This window comes from Microthrixaceae bacterium (assembly GCA_023957975.1).
GTDB lineage: Bacteria > Actinomycetota > Acidimicrobiia > Acidimicrobiales > Microtrichaceae > JAMLGM01.
The window spans coordinates 60,695-78,563 of the sequence record JAMLGM010000005.1; the positions used below are offsets into that span (position 1 = coordinate 60,695).

General features: G+C 69.1%; 7 protein-coding genes and 1 tRNA gene. 3 read left to right on the top strand and 5 right to left on the bottom strand.

Annotated elements, in window-relative coordinates; translation table 11 throughout:
- Positions 1-134 precede the first annotated feature (134 nt).
- The 4 genes from M9952_09020 to M9952_09035 all read right to left on the bottom strand — a co-directional run bounded on the left by M9952_09020 (position 135) and on the right by M9952_09035 (position 5,187).
- A tRNA-Asn gene (locus tag M9952_09020) sits at positions 135-210 on the bottom strand.
- Between the two features lie 95 nt (positions 211-305).
- Positions 306-1,211: an RNA polymerase sigma factor RpoD gene (rpoD, locus tag M9952_09025; GenBank protein MCO5313057.1), complete on the bottom strand. Its 906-nt coding sequence runs from the start codon at positions 1,209-1,211 to the stop codon at positions 306-308.
- 479 nt (positions 1,212-1,690) lie between these two features.
- On the bottom strand, positions 1,691-3,649 hold the full coding sequence (gene dnaG, locus M9952_09030) for a DNA primase (GenBank protein ID MCO5313058.1): 1,959 nt from the start codon (positions 3,647-3,649) through the stop codon (positions 1,691-1,693).
- Positions 3,649-5,187: a PEP-utilizing enzyme gene (locus tag M9952_09035; protein ID MCO5313059.1), complete on the bottom strand. Its 1,539-nt coding sequence runs from the start codon at positions 5,185-5,187 to the stop codon at positions 3,649-3,651. The genes dnaG and M9952_09035 overlap by 1 nt, the downstream gene beginning before the upstream one ends.
- Positions 5,188-5,620: 433 nt before the next feature.
- Here M9952_09035 and M9952_09040 point away from each other — a divergent pair, with 433 nt between their 5' ends.
- Genes M9952_09040 through M9952_09050 form a run of 3 tightly spaced genes read left to right on the top strand, consistent with a single transcriptional unit; the run spans position 5,621 to position 17,174 of the window.
- A complete protein-coding gene (locus tag M9952_09040) occupies positions 5,621-14,806 on the top strand; it encodes a DUF1729 domain-containing protein (GenBank protein ID MCO5313060.1) in 9,186 nt (3,061 codons plus the stop codon).
- Entirely contained in the window at positions 14,803-15,207 is a 405-nt protein-coding gene (locus tag M9952_09045) for a holo-ACP synthase (GenBank protein MCO5313061.1), read from the top strand. The genes M9952_09040 and M9952_09045 overlap by 4 nt, the downstream gene beginning before the upstream one ends.
- The gene (locus tag M9952_09050; GenBank protein MCO5313062.1) at positions 15,204-17,174 is read left to right on the top strand and encodes a hypothetical protein; all 1,971 of its coding nucleotides are present in this window, start codon (positions 15,204-15,206) and stop codon (positions 17,172-17,174) included. The genes M9952_09045 and M9952_09050 overlap by 4 nt, the downstream gene beginning before the upstream one ends.
- On the opposite strand, the gene M9952_09055 is transcribed toward M9952_09050, so the two are convergent.
- Positions 17,140-17,862 (bottom strand): TetR family transcriptional regulator, encoded by a 723-nt coding sequence (locus M9952_09055; GenBank protein ID MCO5313063.1) that lies wholly within the window; start codon positions 17,860-17,862, stop codon positions 17,140-17,142. The genes M9952_09050 and M9952_09055 overlap by 35 nt on opposite strands.
- Positions 17,863-17,869: the final 7 nt, after the last annotated feature.

Below are 17,869 nucleotides of genomic sequence, written 5' to 3' on the forward strand. Positions count from 1 at the left end.
CTCCGACACCCGACCCGGGAGGCCACCCCGTAGGTCACCCTGTAGCAACCTCTGCCCGGTTTTCGAGCGTCAGCGCTGATGAAAAAGACGAAACCCCCGGGTGCCCTGACCGGGCCTGCTCGGGGGTTTCGGTATGGCTCCGGGGGAGGGGCTCGAACCCACGACCCACTGATTAACAGTCAGTTGCTCTGCCAGCTGAGCTACCCCGGATTGTGCTGTGCGCCGCAACACACGGATGAACACTCTAGCAGTGGCGCAACGAGTCGACGCACATCGGTTTCGCTCGGCCGGTCACCGGCGAGGACCTACTCGACGTCGAGGTAATCGCGCAGCTTCTGGCTGCGGTGCGGGTTGCGCAGCTTGGCCAGCGTCTTCGACTCGATCTGGCGGATACGTTCCCGGGTCACGCCGAACTCGCGTCCGACCTCCTCGAGCGTCTTGGCCTGACCGTCTTCGAGGCCGAATCGCAATCGCACGACCTGACGCTCACGCGGATTGAGATCGTCGAGCGCCTCGATCAGCGCCTGGCCCAGCATCTGCTTCGCAGCGGCATCGGCCGGAGCGATCGCCGAGGAGTCCTCGATGAAGTCGGCGAGAAGGCTGTCTTCCTCCTCGCCCACCGGAGAATCGAGCGACAGCGGATCCTGGCTGATGAGCAGGATGTCGCGGACCCGGGCCGGGGCGAGGCCGACCTTCGCCGCGAGCTCCTCGATGGTGGGTTCGCGTTCGAGTTCCTGCATCAACTGACGCTGGTGGCGATGCACCTTGTTCATCGATTCGACCATGTGGACCGGAATACGAATGGTGCGGGCCTGATCGGCGATCGCCCGGGTCACCGCCTGGCGGATCCACCACGTGGCATAGGTCGAGAACTTGAACCCCTTCGAGTAGTCGAATTTCTCGACCGCTCGCATCAATCCGAGGTTGCCCTCTTGAATCAGGTCGAGAATCGCGAGCCCTCGGCCGAGGTACCGCTTGGCGATCGACACGACGAGGCGCAGATTCGCCTGGGTCAGCTCCGTCTTGGCCCGCTCCCCGTCGCGAACGACGCGCTGCAACTTGCGCCGCTCGGCGAGGTCGATCTCCTCCCCCGATGCCGCGAGGTCGGCGAGGCGCGACTCGGCGAACACCCCGGCCTCGATCCGCTTGGCGAGCGCGACTTCCTCGGGGCCGGTCAACAGCTCGACCTGGCCGATCTCACGCAGATACATGCGCACCGGATCCGACGAGGTTCCCACCGGCGTCGCCGACGTCGGCAACGTGCGGGTGGCGAAACGACGTACCGGTGGTTCGACCTCGGGGTCCTCGGGCTGCGGTGTGGCGGCGGTCGTGCCGGTCGCGCCGGTCGCTTCATCGGAACCGGAGACGGCGACGTCACCCGCCTCGGGCTGCGTCTGCTTCGGCGCCGCTTCGAACAACCCCTCGAGGTTGACGTCGTGCAGATCGACGGCCTCTTCGATCCGTACGCCCATCGGGGTGAAGTAGGTGCGGATCTCCTCGACCACGTCGACGGTCAGTTCGACGCCGAGCACCGACAACACGTCGTCGATCGGCGCCACGCCCGAGGCTTTCGAGCGCTCGATGAGTGCAGCCAGGTCTGCCTCTGGAACTTCGTCGAAGAGTCCCACGCTCGATCCTTTCTGCACAGTCCATTCATCGGCAGCGACGTCCATCGCATACATCTGCGCTGTCATGACAACTCCGCGGAGTTCTCGTCAAGCCAGGCTAGCAACTCGGGAGCAAATTCCATGCTGGCTTCATCGCCACGCAGAGAGTCCAACCTGAGTTTCAACCAGGAAATCAACGGGGCGTACGCGAGTGGATCCTCCGAGGTGCGTGCCTCGGCTTCGAATCTGGAGCTGGCGCGCATGGCGGCGTCGACCAGCAACAACGACACGACATCGTCCACCGGGGCCTCGGTCTCCTCGACCGAGAGACGCGCCACGAGTCCGCTGAGTTCCGGATCGCCGCGCTCGTCGATCGCGGCGATCGCCGAGGCCAGGTCGGGGTGAACGGCGATCGACTCGTACACGGCGCGGGCGCGAACGTCACCGAACAGGACCGGACGCAGCCACTCCTCGATCTCATAACGGCGGTGGATGATCATCCTCAGCGCCTCGAGTTGTGGGCCGTCGAGCGGAGCGGAGGACCGCCGCTGCGAACCCGCGGTCGGCGCCACATTCGAGGCCGGTGCCCACCCTCCCCCATGTCCGATGCCGGCACCGTCATCGCCATAGCCATCACCACCGAAGCCATCATCGCCGAATCCGTGGTTGCCCGAGGACCCGACCCACGGCGGCGGTTCGTCTGAACCGTTCCCCGTCTCGCCTCGCCGACGCCTCCGTTGCGTTTCGACCTGCGGCTTGGGTCGTGGCCCTGCGGCGAGTTGGGTGCGCAACTGGTGCTCGGCGACCCGCGTGAACCCGGCGACCTCCATGAGGTACTGGTCGCGCAGGAACGGCGACGGGTGCTCGGCGATGACGTCGAGTGCCGCCGAGGCGGCCCGGGCACGCCCCTCGGGGGTGGCGACGTCTGCGGCGTCGAGCACGCGCTGCACGCGGAACGCGAGAAACGGTTTCGCCGTGGACACCGCGTCGGCGAGCGCCTCGGGGTTCTCGCGACTCAACTCGTCGGGATCGGCCCCCTTGGGCAGCGACAGAACATGCACCTCGATGTCGTGGGTCTGTTCCCACGCGTACACCTTCTCCGCCGCGTTCTGCCCGGCCTCATCCGCGTCGTAGGCCAAGATGATGCGTCTCGTGAACCGCTTCAGCGACCGGATGTGATCCTCGGTCAACGCGGTCCCACACGTCGCCACGGCCCTCGGGATACCGGCACGAAAGAACCCGATGACGTCGGTGTAGCCCTCGCAGATGACCGCCTCGTTCGCGTTGACGATGTCGGCCTTTGCCCAGTTGAGTCCGTACAGCGTCGCGCTCTTGTTGTAGAGCTTGGTTTCGCGCGAGTTCTGGTATTTCGGTCCGTCGGTGTCGGGCAGTTTCCGACCACCGAAGGCCACCGGACGCCCTTGGTCGTCGAAGATGGGAAACAGCACCCGGGCCCGAAAGAAGTCCTGTTGACGACTCGCCTTGTTGCGAAACCCGAGCCCGCAATCGACGAGCACGTCGTCGGGCACCTTCAGGAACCGGCACAGTTCGTCCCACGAATCCGGAGCCCACCCGACCTGGAACTGTTCGACCATCTCCCGGTCGAACCCACGGCTGCGCAGGTAGCGCCGCGCCGCTCCCGCGTCGGGGCCGGGGGCGTTGAGCCGGGCCCGGTACCACTCGACGGCGCGTTCCATGACGTCGTGTAACTGCTTTTGGCGCCGCCGTCCGGCGCCCTCGTCACGATCGGTGTAGGTGAGGACGATGCCGACCTTGGCCGCCAACCACTCGACCGCGCCGACGAAGTCGAGGTGTTCGATTTCGCGCACGAAGGTGATCACGTCGCCGGACTTCTGACATCCGAAGCAGTAGAAGAGCCCCTCGTTCTGGTTGACCGAGAACGACGGACTCTTTTCGTTGTGGAACGGACACAGGCCGGTCCAGCGCTGCCCGACGCGCCGCAGGGTCGTGTGCTGGTTGATGATCGCCACGATGTCGGCGGCGTCACGGACCTTGACGATGTCCTCGTCGGCGATACCCATCAGCGTCGACCGTCGCCTTCGATGATGCACCGGGCCGCGGCCAGCCGCGTCGCCGGAACCCGATACGGCGACACCGACAGTGTCGTAATTCCGAGCTGTGCTGCGATGGCGATGCTGGCGGGGTCGGCGGCGTGTTCACCACACATCGATAACGCGATCTCGGGGTTGGCGGCGGTCGCCGTCTGAGCGGCCAACGCCAGCAGGCGGGCGACCCCGAGGTGATCGAGGGTGGCGAATGGGTCGCGTTCCAGGATTCCCCGACGCCGGTACTCCGCAACCAGTTCGGCGGAGTCGTCGCGGCTCAGCCCGTAGGTGAGCTGGGTGAGGTCGTTGGTGCCGAAACAGATCGAGTCGACCTCGGTGGCGAACATCGCGGTGCACAGCGCCGCACGTGGCGTCTCGACCATCGCCGAAGCCGCCATGTCGATGCGTCGACCACGAACCGAACCCACCCGCTCGACCGCGGCATCGATGATCGACCGGGCCGCGGTCACCTCCTCGGGGAAGGCCACGACGCCAAGGCACAGCCTGACCCTCGGCGCCGCCGATCGGCCCGCGCTCGAAGGTTCCGCAACGTCGCACCACGCTTCGGCGGCGGCCACCGCCTGCGCCTCGAGAATCTCAGGGCGCATCAGGCCCAGCCGGATACCACGCACTCCGAGCATGGGGTTGTGCTCGGTGACTCCCCCGAACTCATGGCTGGGGGCATCGAGCAGCCGAACCGTGATCGGGCGATCCTCGACCGCGGAAAAGACGCCCCGCAACGCCGCGCGCTGGTGTTGGGCAAACTCCGCCAGCGCCTCGTGGTCTCCGGCGAGGAGCCGGGCGACGACGCCGGCCGCCTCGCCGAGAAACTGGTGCTCGGTTCGGCACAGTCCAACACCGCTCGCCCCGAGGGAGAGCGCCGTTCGCACCGCGTTCTCGTCGTCGGCGTTCGCCATGACGACAAGGCCTCCGGCGGCGACCTCATCCGCCCAGGCCAACAGCGTCTTCACCGCTGTTGGGAGCTCGCTCAGTGCCGGTCCACCTCGACCGGCTTGGGAGGCCGAGTCGTCGTCGAGGTGTCGGACCTCGCCGGTCGCCCCGTCGACGAGCCACTGCTCGCCGGCGCGGGCCTCGATCTCACCGACGCCGCACACCGCCGGGATGCCGTATTGGCGAGCGATGATGGCCGCGTGGCTTGCGAGTGAGCCTCGCCTGGTCACGATGGCCGAGGCCACGCGCATGGCCGGTTCGTCTGCAGGCGTGGTCTCGTCGACCACGAGCACCACGTCGCGGCCCGCCTCCCACGAGTCGAGCGCGGCGACCGGATCGACCGCGACGCGCCCCACCCCCACCCCGGGCGATGCGGCGACCCCGATGGCCACGACGCGCCCATCCGCCGCCGCGCCGAGGCGAGCGGCGTCGGCCCCGAACACCACGTCGTCGATCATCGCTGGACTGATCGAATTCAGTGCGGCGAGGCGCGCCGCAGGGGTTGGTTCGTCGCCGGCGCCGCCAACCGCTGCCTCGATTGCGCTCAGCGGTGTCGTGTCCACGGCGCAGATGCTACCGCCGACCTCCGACAGCGGGCAGCGGTCCGGTGCCCGGCGGCGCTGTTCTGCGCGCGGTTCTGCGCGCTGTTCCGCTGTGCCGTTCCGAGGTGACTTGCAGCGCATTGAAACATGAGTGAAGAATCACGTCTCAAAGATGACGGAATGGTCATCTTCCCTGGACCGCCCGACCTCGGAACGATCCGAAACCCACCTCATCGTCACCACCAAGGGGATTGCCGCCACATGACCACGATCGACCTTCCCGGCCTTCAACGTTCGACCTCCGTTCTCGATCAGATTCGAGACGGCGTCTCGTTCGGCCTGCTCTTCGGCGGCCAGGGCGGCGACTACCGGCCTCGAGTCGAGGCGTTGATCGGAACTCACCGAACCGAGATCGCCGCGCCCTCGCTGTGGGGTGACGCATTGGATCGCCTCGATGCTCGACTCGACACGATGTTGGCGTGGTATCCCCGCGATCCCCGATCCGCACATCTGCCCGACCCGCCTCGGCCCACCACACCCCACCACACCCCGCCTCCATCCCGAACGCTCCGATCCCGAACGAGCCCACCCCGCGCGATCCCATCCGGCACGATCCCATCCGGCACTGTCGGTGCCGGGAATCGCGTTCGCCCAACTCCTCGAACGGCGCGCCCTACGCCTGCACGGCATCGGAGGGAGCGGCCGGCACGACACCGAACCCGCCCCAAGCGTCGCGATCGGTCACAGCCAGGGACTGCTCGCCGCGGCGGCCGCCACCGGGCGACTCGACGAGGTGGACGCCCTCGCGCTCGCACACCTCATCGGAACCTCCGTCGCCCGCCACGCCGTGCGCACAGGGCTCGTCGCCAACGGTTCAGAACACACGCCGATGCTCGCCGTCAGCGGTATCACCGAGGCGCAGTGTCTCGACCTCCTCGACGAGTTCAACGCCGCCTGCAGCCCCGACTCCCCCGACCGCGTCGTGCTCGGCGTCGTCAACGGACCCGCTCGGCTGGTCCTCGTCGGACGCCCCGAGCGCCTCGCCGCCGTGCAGCGGCGACTCGCGACGCACCCGGCACTCGACGGGCCGGCCGGTCGCGCCGCCCCGCGATTCGAACCGCTCGAGGTCGCGGCGGGATTCCACCATCCCGCACTCGCGATCGCGGTCGACGAAGTCGTCGAGGCAGCCGACTCGATCGGCATCTCGCTCGCCGACTCGTCGTGTGCCGACGCCTCCGGCTGCCCTATGAACGTGCTCGGGCCAGCGTCCACCCTTCGACACCTCGTGGAGGCGATCGTCTCCACCCCGTTCTCATGGATCGACGCGCTCGCGGTTCCGGCCGACGATCAGATCCGGTGGCTGGTCGACCTCGGACCCGACTCCTCGGCGGGGCAGCTCGCACGCGCACACCTCGCAGGCACCGGGGTCGGAGTTTGCGGCGTCGTGGCGACCGGAGGGGTGTCACCGTTGCTCACCCCCGGCGCCGCTCCGAGCACCGACGGTCGATTCGCGGCCTTCGCACCGACGCTGCGGCGCCTGCCCGACGACACCCTCGCGGTCGACACCAAGCTGACCCGGCTCACCGGACAGTCGCCGTTCATCCTCGCCGGGATGACCCCCACCACCGTCGACGCAACCATCGTCGCCGCCGCCGCCAACGCCGGACACTGGGCGGAACTCGCCGGCGGCGGACAGGTCACCACCGCAATCCTCACCGAGCGCCTCCGAGAACTCGATGAACTGCTCGACGAGGGAATCGCCGTGCATTTCAACACCCTGTATCTCGACCCGTACCTGTGGGGGCTGCACTTCGGCGAGACCGGCGCCGTCGTCGAGGCGTTGCGCCGCGGCGCGCCGATTCGGGGCGTCACGGTGTCGGCCGGCATCCCCGACCTCGACGAGGCCGTCGCACTCGTCGAACGGCTCGGCGGCCTCGGGGTCGAGACCGTCACCTTCAAACCGGGCACCGTCGACGGCATCCGCCGGGTCGTCGCGATCGCCGACGCCGTGGCACCGACACCCATCGTGGCCCACGTCGAAGGGGGCCTCGCGGGTGGCCACCACAGCTGGGAACAACTCGACGAACTCCTCCTGGCCACCTACGCCGACCTGCGCCGGGCCGACAACCTCGTGGTGTGCGTCGGTGGCGGAATCGGCGCACCGGACGAGGCCGTCGCCTACCTCGACGGTTCGTGGGCCCACCGCCACGGGCGCCCGACCATGCCGCTCGACGGAATCTTGATCGGAACCGCGGCCATGGCCTGCGCCGAGGCGACGACCTCGCCGCAGGTCAAGCGGCTACTCGTCGACGCCCCGGGCACCGGGTCCTTCATCTCCACCGGTCGGGTCGCCGGAGCCGTCACGTCGGGGCGCAGCCAGCTCGGCGCCGACCTGCACGAGATCGACAACGCAGCGTCGCGCGCCGGGCGTCTGCTCGACGAGGTCGCCGGTGACGGCGAGGCCGCAATCCGTCGACGCGCCGAGATCATCGAGGCCATCGACGCGACGGCGAAGCCGTACTTCGGCGAGTTGGCCGAGATGACCTACGGGCAGGTGCTCGACCGGTTCGTGGAACTGTGCGCCATCGGCCGCGGCGGGCGTTACGAGGACGGAGCCTGGTTGGATCGGTCGTGGCGATCACGATTCCTGGAACTGCTGCATCGGGTCGAGGCCCGCCTGTGTGCCTCCGAGCGCGGCACGATCCCGACGGTGTTCGGCGACGAGCGCGACCTCGACGACCCTGGCGCCGCGCTCACGATCATCCGTGCCCACCATCGCGAGGTCGACTCGACGGTGTTGCACCCCGCAGATGTGTCGTGGTTCGTCGAACTGTGTCGGCGTCCGGGCAAGCCGGTGCCCTTCGTGCCGATCATCGACGCCGAGGTCCGGCGCTGGTGGCGATCCGATTCACTGTGGCAGGCCCACGACGACCGCTACGACGCCGACGGCGTCATCGTCATCCCCGGGCCGGCGGCGCTTCGAGCGGTGAGAGCGGTCGACGAGCCGGTTGCGGCACTGTTCAACCGCTTCGAGGCGGCGACGGTCGCCGCGCTGGTCGAGGCGGGGGTCGAGCCGGTCGACGCCGCCCAACGGCGCGAGACCCACACCGACCACCGCGACCGACGCGGCGATGATCCCATCTCACGGCTGCTCGCAGAACCCAACGTGGAATGGACCACCGCTGGCCCCGACGGACTCCGGCGCCGCCGACGGCCGAACCCGGCGCTGGCGGTCGCCCCGGCCACGGCGTGGCATCTCGACGCGTCGGGCAACGGGCACGGACCCGCTTCGGTCGCGCGCGCCCACCGAAGCGATGCCGTCCTGGTCGCCACCGGCCCGAACTCGGTGCGCCTCGACGTTCCGTTGACGGTTCACCGCGACACGATGTCCACCGCGTCGATCGAGTTCGACCTCAGCAGCGACGGCCGGTCGGCGGCCGTGGTGTCACCCCGGAGCTCAGCCGCATGGTCCGCGGCCCTGCGCTGCGCATCTGTACCTATGCATGGCCCCGATCCGACCCCCGATCAGACGAGCGCGACGGGCACCGAGTTTCTGCTCGCCACCGCGCTCGATCATGCCGCGCTGTTCGGCGCAGCCTCGCCGCTGCCCGATGCCCTCGTCGGTCCCTGCTGGTCCGCGGTCTTCGCTGCGCTCGAGCGCGAGTTCGACGTGTCGTCGGGCGGGTTCGCCGACCTGTTGCACCTCGACCACCACCTCGAGTTGCACGGCGGCTCCACGCCGACCCGCCCTGCGTTGCCCGACACCGACGGCAACCTCGACATCGACGTTCGCGTCGAGTCGAACACCGCCACGTCGGCCGGACGCGCCGTCGCGGTGCGCATCGAACTCGCCAACGCCCACGCAAAGGTCGCAACACTTCACGAGCGTTTCCTGATCCGGAGCGACATCGGTAAGGAACCGCTGGGCGCCCCGAGGGCGTTGAGGCTGGCCGACGACGCCGCCCCGACCCCTCGGCGCACGCTGGCCGACATCGAGGTGAACACCCCGCCGAACGGTATCGCCATGGCGAGCTTCACCGGTGATCACAATCCGCTCCATCTGAGCCGCGAGGTCGCCGCGGTGGCAGGCTTCACCGCGCCGATCGTTCACGGCATGTGGGTGAGCGCGGCGATGCAACAGGCGGCGCGCCGCTCGGCAGCGGGTACGCACGGTGGCACAGGCGTCGAGGTGCGCGAATGGCACGCGAACTTCGTCGCTCCGATCCCGCACGATTCGCCGGTATCGATCTCGGTCGTGCGGGTCGCACGCATCGATGGGGGCGATGTGGTCGAGGTGCAGGCGACCGTCGACGGGGACCTGGTGGCGACCGCCGCCGGGGTCCTCAGCGCGCCGCGCACCGTCTATGCCTTTCCCGGCCAGGGCATTCAGCGCGTCGCCATGGGCCTCGATGCGCTCACGCGGTCCGCAGCGGCGCGCGCCGTGTGGGAACGGGCCGATCATCACACCCGGTCGGCCCTCGGCTTTTCGATTCGGCACGTCGTGCGCGACAACCCCGTCGAACTCGTCGTCGACGGCGAACGATTCCGTCACCCCGACGGCGTGTTGTTCCTCACCCAGTTCACCCAGGTCGCGATGGCGACCCTGGCGAGCGCCCAGATCGCGGAGCTGCGCGAGGCCGGCGGTTTCGTCCCCGATGCGATCGCGTGCGGGCACTCGGTCGGCGAATACAACGCGCTGGCGGCGGTGACCGGGATCCTGGCGGTCGAAGACGTCCTTGAGGTCGTCTACCAACGCGGCCTCGCCATGCACCATCTGGTCCCACGCGATGCGGCCGGCAACTCGCGCTATCGCATGGCGGCGGTGCGCCCGTCCGAAGCCGGCCTCTCCGAATCGGAGCTCCGCGAGTTGGTCGCCGACCTCGCTCGCGACACCGACCCCGAGGAGTTCATCCAGATCGTGAACTTCAACTTGCGCGGCCGCCAGTATGCGGTGGCGGGAACGCAGGCACCGCTACGACGTCTCCACCACGAACTCGAACGCCGCCGGGCCGAACGCAACGGCAAAGGCGTCTACGTCGAGGTGCCCGGCATCGACGTGCCGTTCCACTCGGCGGTGTTGCACCACGGCGTCGCCGGGTTTCGAACCAAACTCGACGCGATCCTGCCCGACCGGATCGACCCGACCCTGCTCGTCGGGCGCTACATTCCGAACCTGGTCCCACGGTTGTTTTCGCTGAGTCGCGACTTCGTCGTCGAGGTCGCCGAGGTCGCGGAGGCCCCGGCGTTGAACTCGGTCATCGAACGCTGGGATGACTGGTCGCAGCGCCCCGAAGCACTGTGCCGGGTGCTGTTGTTGGAACTGTTGGCCTGGCAGTTCGCCAGCCCCGTGCGTTGGATCGAAACCCAGGACCTGGTGTTCGCACTCGACAGCGGCATCGAGCGCTTCGTCGAGGTCGGCCTCGAAAGCCAACCGACGATTTCCTCACTCGCCCGCCAGACCCTGTCGGGTGAGCCCGGACGGTATGCAGCGGTGACGGTGGCGAACCTCGAGGCCGACCGCGCCGAGTTGTTCGGGGAGGACACCGACCCGCCATTCGACGAACTCGCGGAAGCCGCCGACGATGGCCGGGAGCGGGCGGGCGAGGCGGGCGCCGAGGAACCTCCCTCCCCCTCGGCGCCCACCGCTCCCGCTGGTGCCACCAGTGCCGCCAGTGCCGCTGGTGCCGCCGTGGCGCCGGAGGACCTCGCGTGGACGCCGGCCGACGGTCTTCGCTTCATGTTGTCGTGGTGGACCAAGGTCCGCATCGACCAACTCGCCGACGACGACACCATCGAGTCGCTGGTCGACGGCGCGTCTTCGCGCCGAAACCAACTCCTGATGGACATCGGCAAGGAATTCGGCCTCGGCGCGATCGACGGGGCGGCCGACGCCGCGCTGTCGACGCTGATCGATGAGGTCGCCGCCCGGGCGCGCACTTACCGCGCGCCCGGGCCGGTACTGCGCCCCACGATCGACGAACAGCTCCGGCGGGTCACCGGCCCGGCGCGGTCGCGTCCACGAGCGATCGACGAACGAATCGCCAACCACTGGGGGCTGGGTGCCGGCTGGACGACGGTCGTTGCGGCAGCTGTCGCTGCGGGCACCCGTGCAGGCACCAGCGTGCGCGGGGGCGACCTGGCGACGCTGAGCCCCACCGAGCCGGCCTCGGCCGAGGATCTCGACGGCATCCTCGACGCCGCGGTCACCGCGGTGGCCCGGGCCAGCGGTGTCGAGGTCGCGCCGTTGGTCGCTCCCGGGGGTTCCGACGCGCTCGACGCAGCGACGGCGACCGCGTTGCTCGACACGATCATCGGTGCCGACGGAGTGCTCACCGAGATCGGCCGGGTCATCACGCGCCGTACGAGCGACGCACCGACCGGCGATTCGAGCTTCGAGCTTCAACAGACCCAGCGCCTCCACGACATCGCCGCGGCGGTGACCCGGGAACTCGGCGCCGGCTGGCAAGCAGCCGTGGCCCCGGCCTTCGATCCGGCCAGGACCCTGGTCATCGACGACCGCTGGGCCGGCCAACGCGAGGACCTCGCCCGCTTGGCCAACAGCGATCCCGATCCCGATCGGGATCGCACCGACCGCGAGCGGCGGTTCGCCCGCCTCGGCCGCGGCCTCGCGCCATCCGCGATCGGGCACGCCCGCTGGCACGAACGCGAGGCCCGACGCCGTGGAGACGTCGACCTGGCCGATCGCCTCGCCCGCCTCGTCGCCGAGTCGGCCGCGACCGCGGTTCGAACCGATGACCTGAGCGACGACGTGGCGTTGGTGACCGGGGCCAGCCCGGGGTCGATCGCGGCGGGGATCGTCGCCGAGTTGCTCGGCCGCGGCGCCACCGTGATTGCGACGGCATCCTCGCTCACCAGCGAGCGAATCGCGTTCTTCCGCGAGCTGTACCACGACCACGCCCACCACCGGGCCTCGCTGTGGTTGGCGCCGGCCAACCTGGCATCGTTCAGCGATGTGGACCGCCTCGTCGAATGGCTCGGCACCGACGTCGACGAGGCCACCGGAGGCGAGCCGAGAATCGTCAAACCAGCGCTGACGCCGACGTTGGTGTTCCCGTTCGCAGCACCGGCGGTACGCGGCGACCTGAGCGAGGTCGGCCCGTCCGCGGAACTCGAGATGCGGGTGTTGTTGTGGTCGGTCGAACGGCTCATCGCAGCACTGGCCGAGCCCGACTCCGGCCGGGATCCGGCGACGCGTCTGCACGTCGTGCTGCCCGGATCACCCAATCGCGGCACCTTCGGCGGTGACGGCGCCTACGGCGAGGCGAAGGCCGCACTCGATGCGCTGACCACGCGCCAGGCCCATGAACCATGGGGCGAGCGCGTCTCGATCGTGCACGCCATCATCGGCTGGGTTCGCGGCACCGGGTTGATGTCGGGCAACGACGCCCTCGTGCCACTCGTCGAGACCGAAGGGATCGGAACCTGGAGCGCCGAGGAGATCGCACGGGAACTCGTCGACCTCGGTGACCGCGACCACCGCCACGCGTCCGGCGGAGCCCTCACGGTGGATCTGTCACGGGGGCTGTGGAATTCGACGATCGACCTTGCCGACCTTGCCGCACAGGCCCGCGACCTGGCGTCCGCAGCCGATATAGCGGCCGTAGAGCCTGCAGCGCCTGACTCCCCCGTGCTCATCGACGCCCTTCCCCACCCGCCGAGCGCCCCGGCGCCCACCGGAATCGACTGGCCGGCACTGGATCTCACCCCGGCCGACACCGTCGTGATCGTCGGGTTCGGCGAGGTCGGCCCGCTCGGCTCCGCCAGGACCCGTTTCGACGTCGAGGTCACCGACTCGCTGTCCGCCGGCGCCGTCGCAGAGCTCGCCTGGATGTGCGGGCTCATCCGCTGGGAGTCCACCCCGACCCCCGGGTTCTACGACGTCGAGTCGGGCGAACTCGTCGCGGAGCATCTCATCGCCGAGCGCTACGAACAGCGGCTGCTCGACAACAGCGGGGTGCGCTTCCTCGACGACGACGGCGCCCAGGTCGACGGCACGGCTCCCCTGCTGGCCTCGGTGTTTCTCGAACGCGATCTCAGCTTCGTCGTCGAGTCCGAGGCGCAGGCCGAAGCGTTCGTCGCCGCCGATCCGGACCGCACGAGTGCCACACCGAACGCCGACGGCACCTTCACGGTCACCCGCAGCGCCGGCACCGAAATCCGGGTGCCGCGCAGAACCGTGCTTCCTCGACGGGTCGCCGCACAACTCCCCGCGGGGTTCGACCCATCGGTGTACGGAATTCCGTCCGACATGATCGAGGCGCTCGATCGCGTCGCGGTCTGGAGCCTCGTGGCGACGGTCGACGCGTTCGTCGACGCCGGAATCGAACCGGCCGAGCTGTTGAGCTGGGTTCACCCCACCGAAGTCGCCAACACCCAAGGCACCGGCATCGGCGGCATCAGCGCCATCCGACGCATGTACGTCGACTCGCTCCTCGGCGACGAGGCACCCAACGACATCCTCCAGGAGGCGCTCCCCAACGTCGTGGCCGCGCACGTCATGCAGTCCTACGTCGGCGGCTACGGGGCCATGATCCACCCGGTCGCCGCGTGTGCGACCGCCGCGGTGTCGCTCGAGGAGGCGTTCGACAAGATTCGCAGCGGTCGGGCCGCCGTCGTCGTCGCCGGCGGATTCGACGACTTCGGCCACGAGGGGCTCATCGGCTTTGCGGCCATGAACGCAACGGCGTCGAGCGACGCGATGGAGGCCGCCGGGATCGAGGCGCGCCGGATGTCGCGGGCGAATGACCGGCGCCGCGCCGGGTTCGTGGAGGGACAGGGTGGCGGCACCGTCGTGGTGGCCCGCGGCGACATCGCTTACGAACTCGGGCTCCCCGTGCGCGGTGTCATCGCGTGGGCCGGTTCGTTCTCCGACGGCATCAACACCTCGATCCCGGCGCCAGGCCTCGGCCTGATCGGCGCGGTCCGCGGCGGTGGGGCATCCCCCCTCGCCCGTGCGCTGAGGTCGTTGGGCCTCGACGCCGACGACATCGCCGTGGTGTCGAAACACGACACGTCGACCGCCGCCAACGATCCGAACGAGTCGCTGATCCACGAACGGCTGTCGAGCGCTCTGGGCCGACACGAGGACAACCCGCTGTACGTCATCAGCCAAAAGACGGTGACCGGCCACGCCAAGGGCGGCGCCGCGGCCTTCCAGACCAACGGACTCTGCCAGGTGCTGGAATCGGGGGCAATCCCGCCGAACCGCAGCCTCGATTGCGTCGACGGCGACCTCGAACGGTACGCCCGACTCGTGTGGCCGACCGAGCCGCTGCATCACCGTGGCTCTCTGCGGGCCGGCCTTCTCACCAGCCTCGGGTTCGGCCACGTCGCGGCCATCGTCGCCATCGTCCACCCCGAGGCCTTCGTCGCCACCATCGAACCCGACCGACGCGACGACTACCGGCGGCGAGCCGCCCAACGTAGCGAACGCGGCCAGCGGCGGCGGGTGGCCGCCCGGGTCGGCGGAGCGCCGCTGTACGTGCGTCCCGACCACCGTCTCGGCGACCGTCCCGCCGCCCGCCGCGACCTCGAGGCGGCGATGCTGGTCGACCCCGACGCACGCCTCGGCCCCGACGGCACCTACCGGGTCCCCACGATCGACCAGGCGGCGTCATGATCGCCGGGGTCGGGGTGGATGTCGTCGCGGTGAGCGGGTTTCGCGACCAACTCGAACTCGACGCGACGACGTTCACCGAGGTCTTCACCCCCGCCGAGCGCGACCTTCGGGCGACAGGCAGCGGTGATGCCGAGCACCTCGCGGCGCGATGGGCGGCCAAGGAGGCGTTCGTGAAGGCGTGGGCAGGGTCCCGTCATGGGCGTCCGCCGCAACTGCAGTCGGTGGAGATGCGCGACATCGAGGTGGTGTGCGACGCATGGGGTCGGCCGGCGCTCAGGCTGCATGGCGAGGTCGACGAAGAGTTCTCGCGTTCGGTTCCGGACGCCTCGGTTCACCTGTCGATCTCCCACGACGGCGACGTGGCGATCGCGTACGTCGTCATCGATCGGGTGATGCCATGACCCCGACGAACACGGTCGAAACCTCCGACATCAACCTCAAAGCGCCGATGGCCTGTCTCGTGGTGGCCATGCTCGTCGACGTCGGCCAGCGGGTGCATCAGGGCGATCCCCTGTGCATCACCGAGACCATGAAGTGCGAATCGACGCTGCTCGCCCCGGGCACCGGATGGGTGCAGTCGGTGCTCGGCGTCGGCACCACGGTCGACGCCGGCGACGACATCATCGTGATCAACCCGACGGCGCCCGGCCCGAAGCGACGCCTGTGGCATCCAAACGACGTGCAGCACCTGCTCACCGGCCGCTGCGCCCAAGGCAGCGGATCGAACGGCTCCGACCCGGACCACGGCGTCGAACTGCCGGAGGTCTCGACCGGCAAATACACCCCCATGGACCTGATCGATGGGGCCCTGGCCCCGGCCCGCGCCGTTCGCGCCGTTCGCGACGGCCGGACACGGTCAGATCAGCGCGAGGCGAGCCTCACCGTTGGGATCGTGAGCCACCAACTCCGCGGGCACCCCTCCGGACTGCGCCGGGTGTTGATCTGCGGCGACCCGAGCTCCTCGATGGGCGCCGTGGCCGAGGCGGAATGCCGCCTGGTGATCGCTGCGATCGAGTATGCGGCCTGCGAGGGGCTGAGCATCGAATGGGTCGCGATCTCCGCGGGGGCGCGCATCGCCTGGGACTCCGGAACCGAGAACATGGACTGGTGCGCTGAGGTCGCCCGTCACATCGTCGAATTCACCCAAGCGGGCGGCGCCATCAACGTTATCGTGGCGGGGGTCAACGTCGGCGCCCAGTCGTATTGGAATGCGCTGGCCACGATGCTGTGGCACTGCTCCGGCTGCCTCATCATGTTGGAGGACCAGTCGATGGTGCTGACCGGCCGGCGAGCCCTCGCGCTTTCGGGAGGGGCGCACCACGATCACGAGTTGGTGATGGGCGGGTATGCGGACGTCATGGGCCCCAACGGCGAGGCCCACCACGTCGCGTCCGACCTACCCGGCGCGTATCGGATCCTGTTCGACCACCTCGCGCTGTGCGAACCGACCGAGGAGCGCACCCCGCCGCGCAGCGACACGATCGACGACCCGGACCGGTCGATCGCGGATGCCCCCTACAGCGGCCCCGGCGGATTCACCCGACTCAGCGAGGTCCTCGACGCCGTCAACAACCCGACCAGGAAGCGGGCCTTCGCCATCCGACCGGTGATGGCGGCGCTGGCGGACCTCGACGCCGAGCGGCTCGACCGGTGGGCCGACATGGCCGGTTCGCATCCGGCGGTGGTGTGGGACACCCGCATCGGAGGGCACCCGGTGTCGCTCATCGGCATCGAAAGCCAACCCATCCACGACTCCACACTGCCCGCAGCACCGTTGCGCGCCTCGGGAACGCTGTACCCACAGGCCTCCCGCAAGGTCGCCCGCGCGCTCAACTCGGCGAGTGGACGCCGCGGCGCCGTGGTGCTGGCCAACCTCGCCGGGTTCGACGGAAGCGCCGAATCGATGCTGGGCCGACAACTCGAATACGGCGCCGAAATCGCCCGGGCGGTGGTGAATTTCCGCGGGCCGCTCGTCGTGGTCGTCATCGGCCGGTTCCATGGAGGCGCATACGTGGTGTTCAGCCGGCGCCTCAACCCGTCGGTCAGCATCCTGGCGCTCGAGGGGACCTACGTTTCGGTCATCGGCGGCGATGCCGCAGCGGGGGTCGTGTTCGCCCGAGACGTGCAACGAGCCGTCGAAACCGACGTGGCACTGGCCCAGAATCAGGGGATCTCCTACTCCTCCGAGGAGATCGACCGTGAACGGGACGAACGCGCCGTGTTCCACCGCGACCGCATCGCCCGGCGCTTCGACGCCATCCACTGCGTCGACCGAGCGGCCGAGGTCGGGTCGGTGGACGCCATCATCACCCCCGACCAGATCCGACGCTCGGTTATTGAGCGCCTCGACGCTTGGAAGTGGAGCTAGCCCTGCCGGAGGCCGGGGAAACCTCGAAAGGCTGCTTCGACGCCTCGGCCAGATACGCGAGCACGAGCCGTTTGGTCTCGCGAACCGAGGCCTGGCGCGTCTCGGGTTCGCGCACCGAGAAGTTCAGCATCGAATACACGGTGTGCACCACGACCTGAGCGATCATCGTGCGTTCCGGGCGCGGCATCTTCGGCGTGAGCGGCGCCAGGACCCGCCCGACCCGTTCGAAGAGCTGCTGTTGGTGGATCGCTGCGGCGTCGCGGGTCGCGTTCGTCGCCTGCATCGAGAGCCACACGAAGCGGCGCGACGGATCCGCGAGCCACGCATCGGCGAGATGGTCGATCACGGCGTCGAGCAACTCGGCCCAATCCGGGGTCGGGATCTGCTCGGCGAAGCGGTCGACCTCGGCCGCCACCGATTCGGTGTCGAGGCGATCGAGTTCGCACACGATCGAGAACTTGTTGGGGAAGAACTGATAGAGCGTGCCGACCGGAAGTCCGGCGTTGGCCGCGATCGCCTCACAGGTGAGGGTCTCAAAGCCGGTGTTCAACAACAGCTCACGCGCCGATTCCAAAATGCGCGCGAACCGCTCTCGGCTCCGCTGTTGCACCGGTCGACGCCGGGGCTGGAGGTCGGGCGCGATGATCGAATCGGTCGGGGTATCGCGCGCGTCGGTCTGCTCGCCCATGGGGACA

What these genes read in the sequence shown, in the direction of transcription:
- rpoD (MCO5313057.1), bottom strand. Translation starts at nt 1,211, where the DNA reads ATGTATCTGCGTGAGATCGGCCAGGTCGAGCTGTTGACCGGCCCCGAG.
- dnaG (MCO5313058.1), bottom strand. Translation starts at nt 3,649, where the DNA reads ATGGGTATCGCCGACGAGGACATCGTCAAGGTCCGTGACGCCGCCGAC.
- M9952_09040 (MCO5313060.1), top strand. Translation starts at nt 5,621, where the DNA reads ATGCTCGACTCGACACGATGTTGGCGTGGTATCCCCGCGATCCCCGAT.
- M9952_09045 (MCO5313061.1), top strand. Translation starts at nt 14,803, where the DNA reads ATGATCGCCGGGGTCGGGGTGGATGTCGTCGCGGTGAGCGGGTTTCGC.
- M9952_09050 (MCO5313062.1), top strand. Translation starts at nt 15,204, where the DNA reads ATGACCCCGACGAACACGGTCGAAACCTCCGACATCAACCTCAAAGCG.
- M9952_09055 (MCO5313063.1), bottom strand. Translation starts at nt 17,862, where the DNA reads ATGGGCGAGCAGACCGACGCGCGCGATACCCCGACCGATTCGATCATC.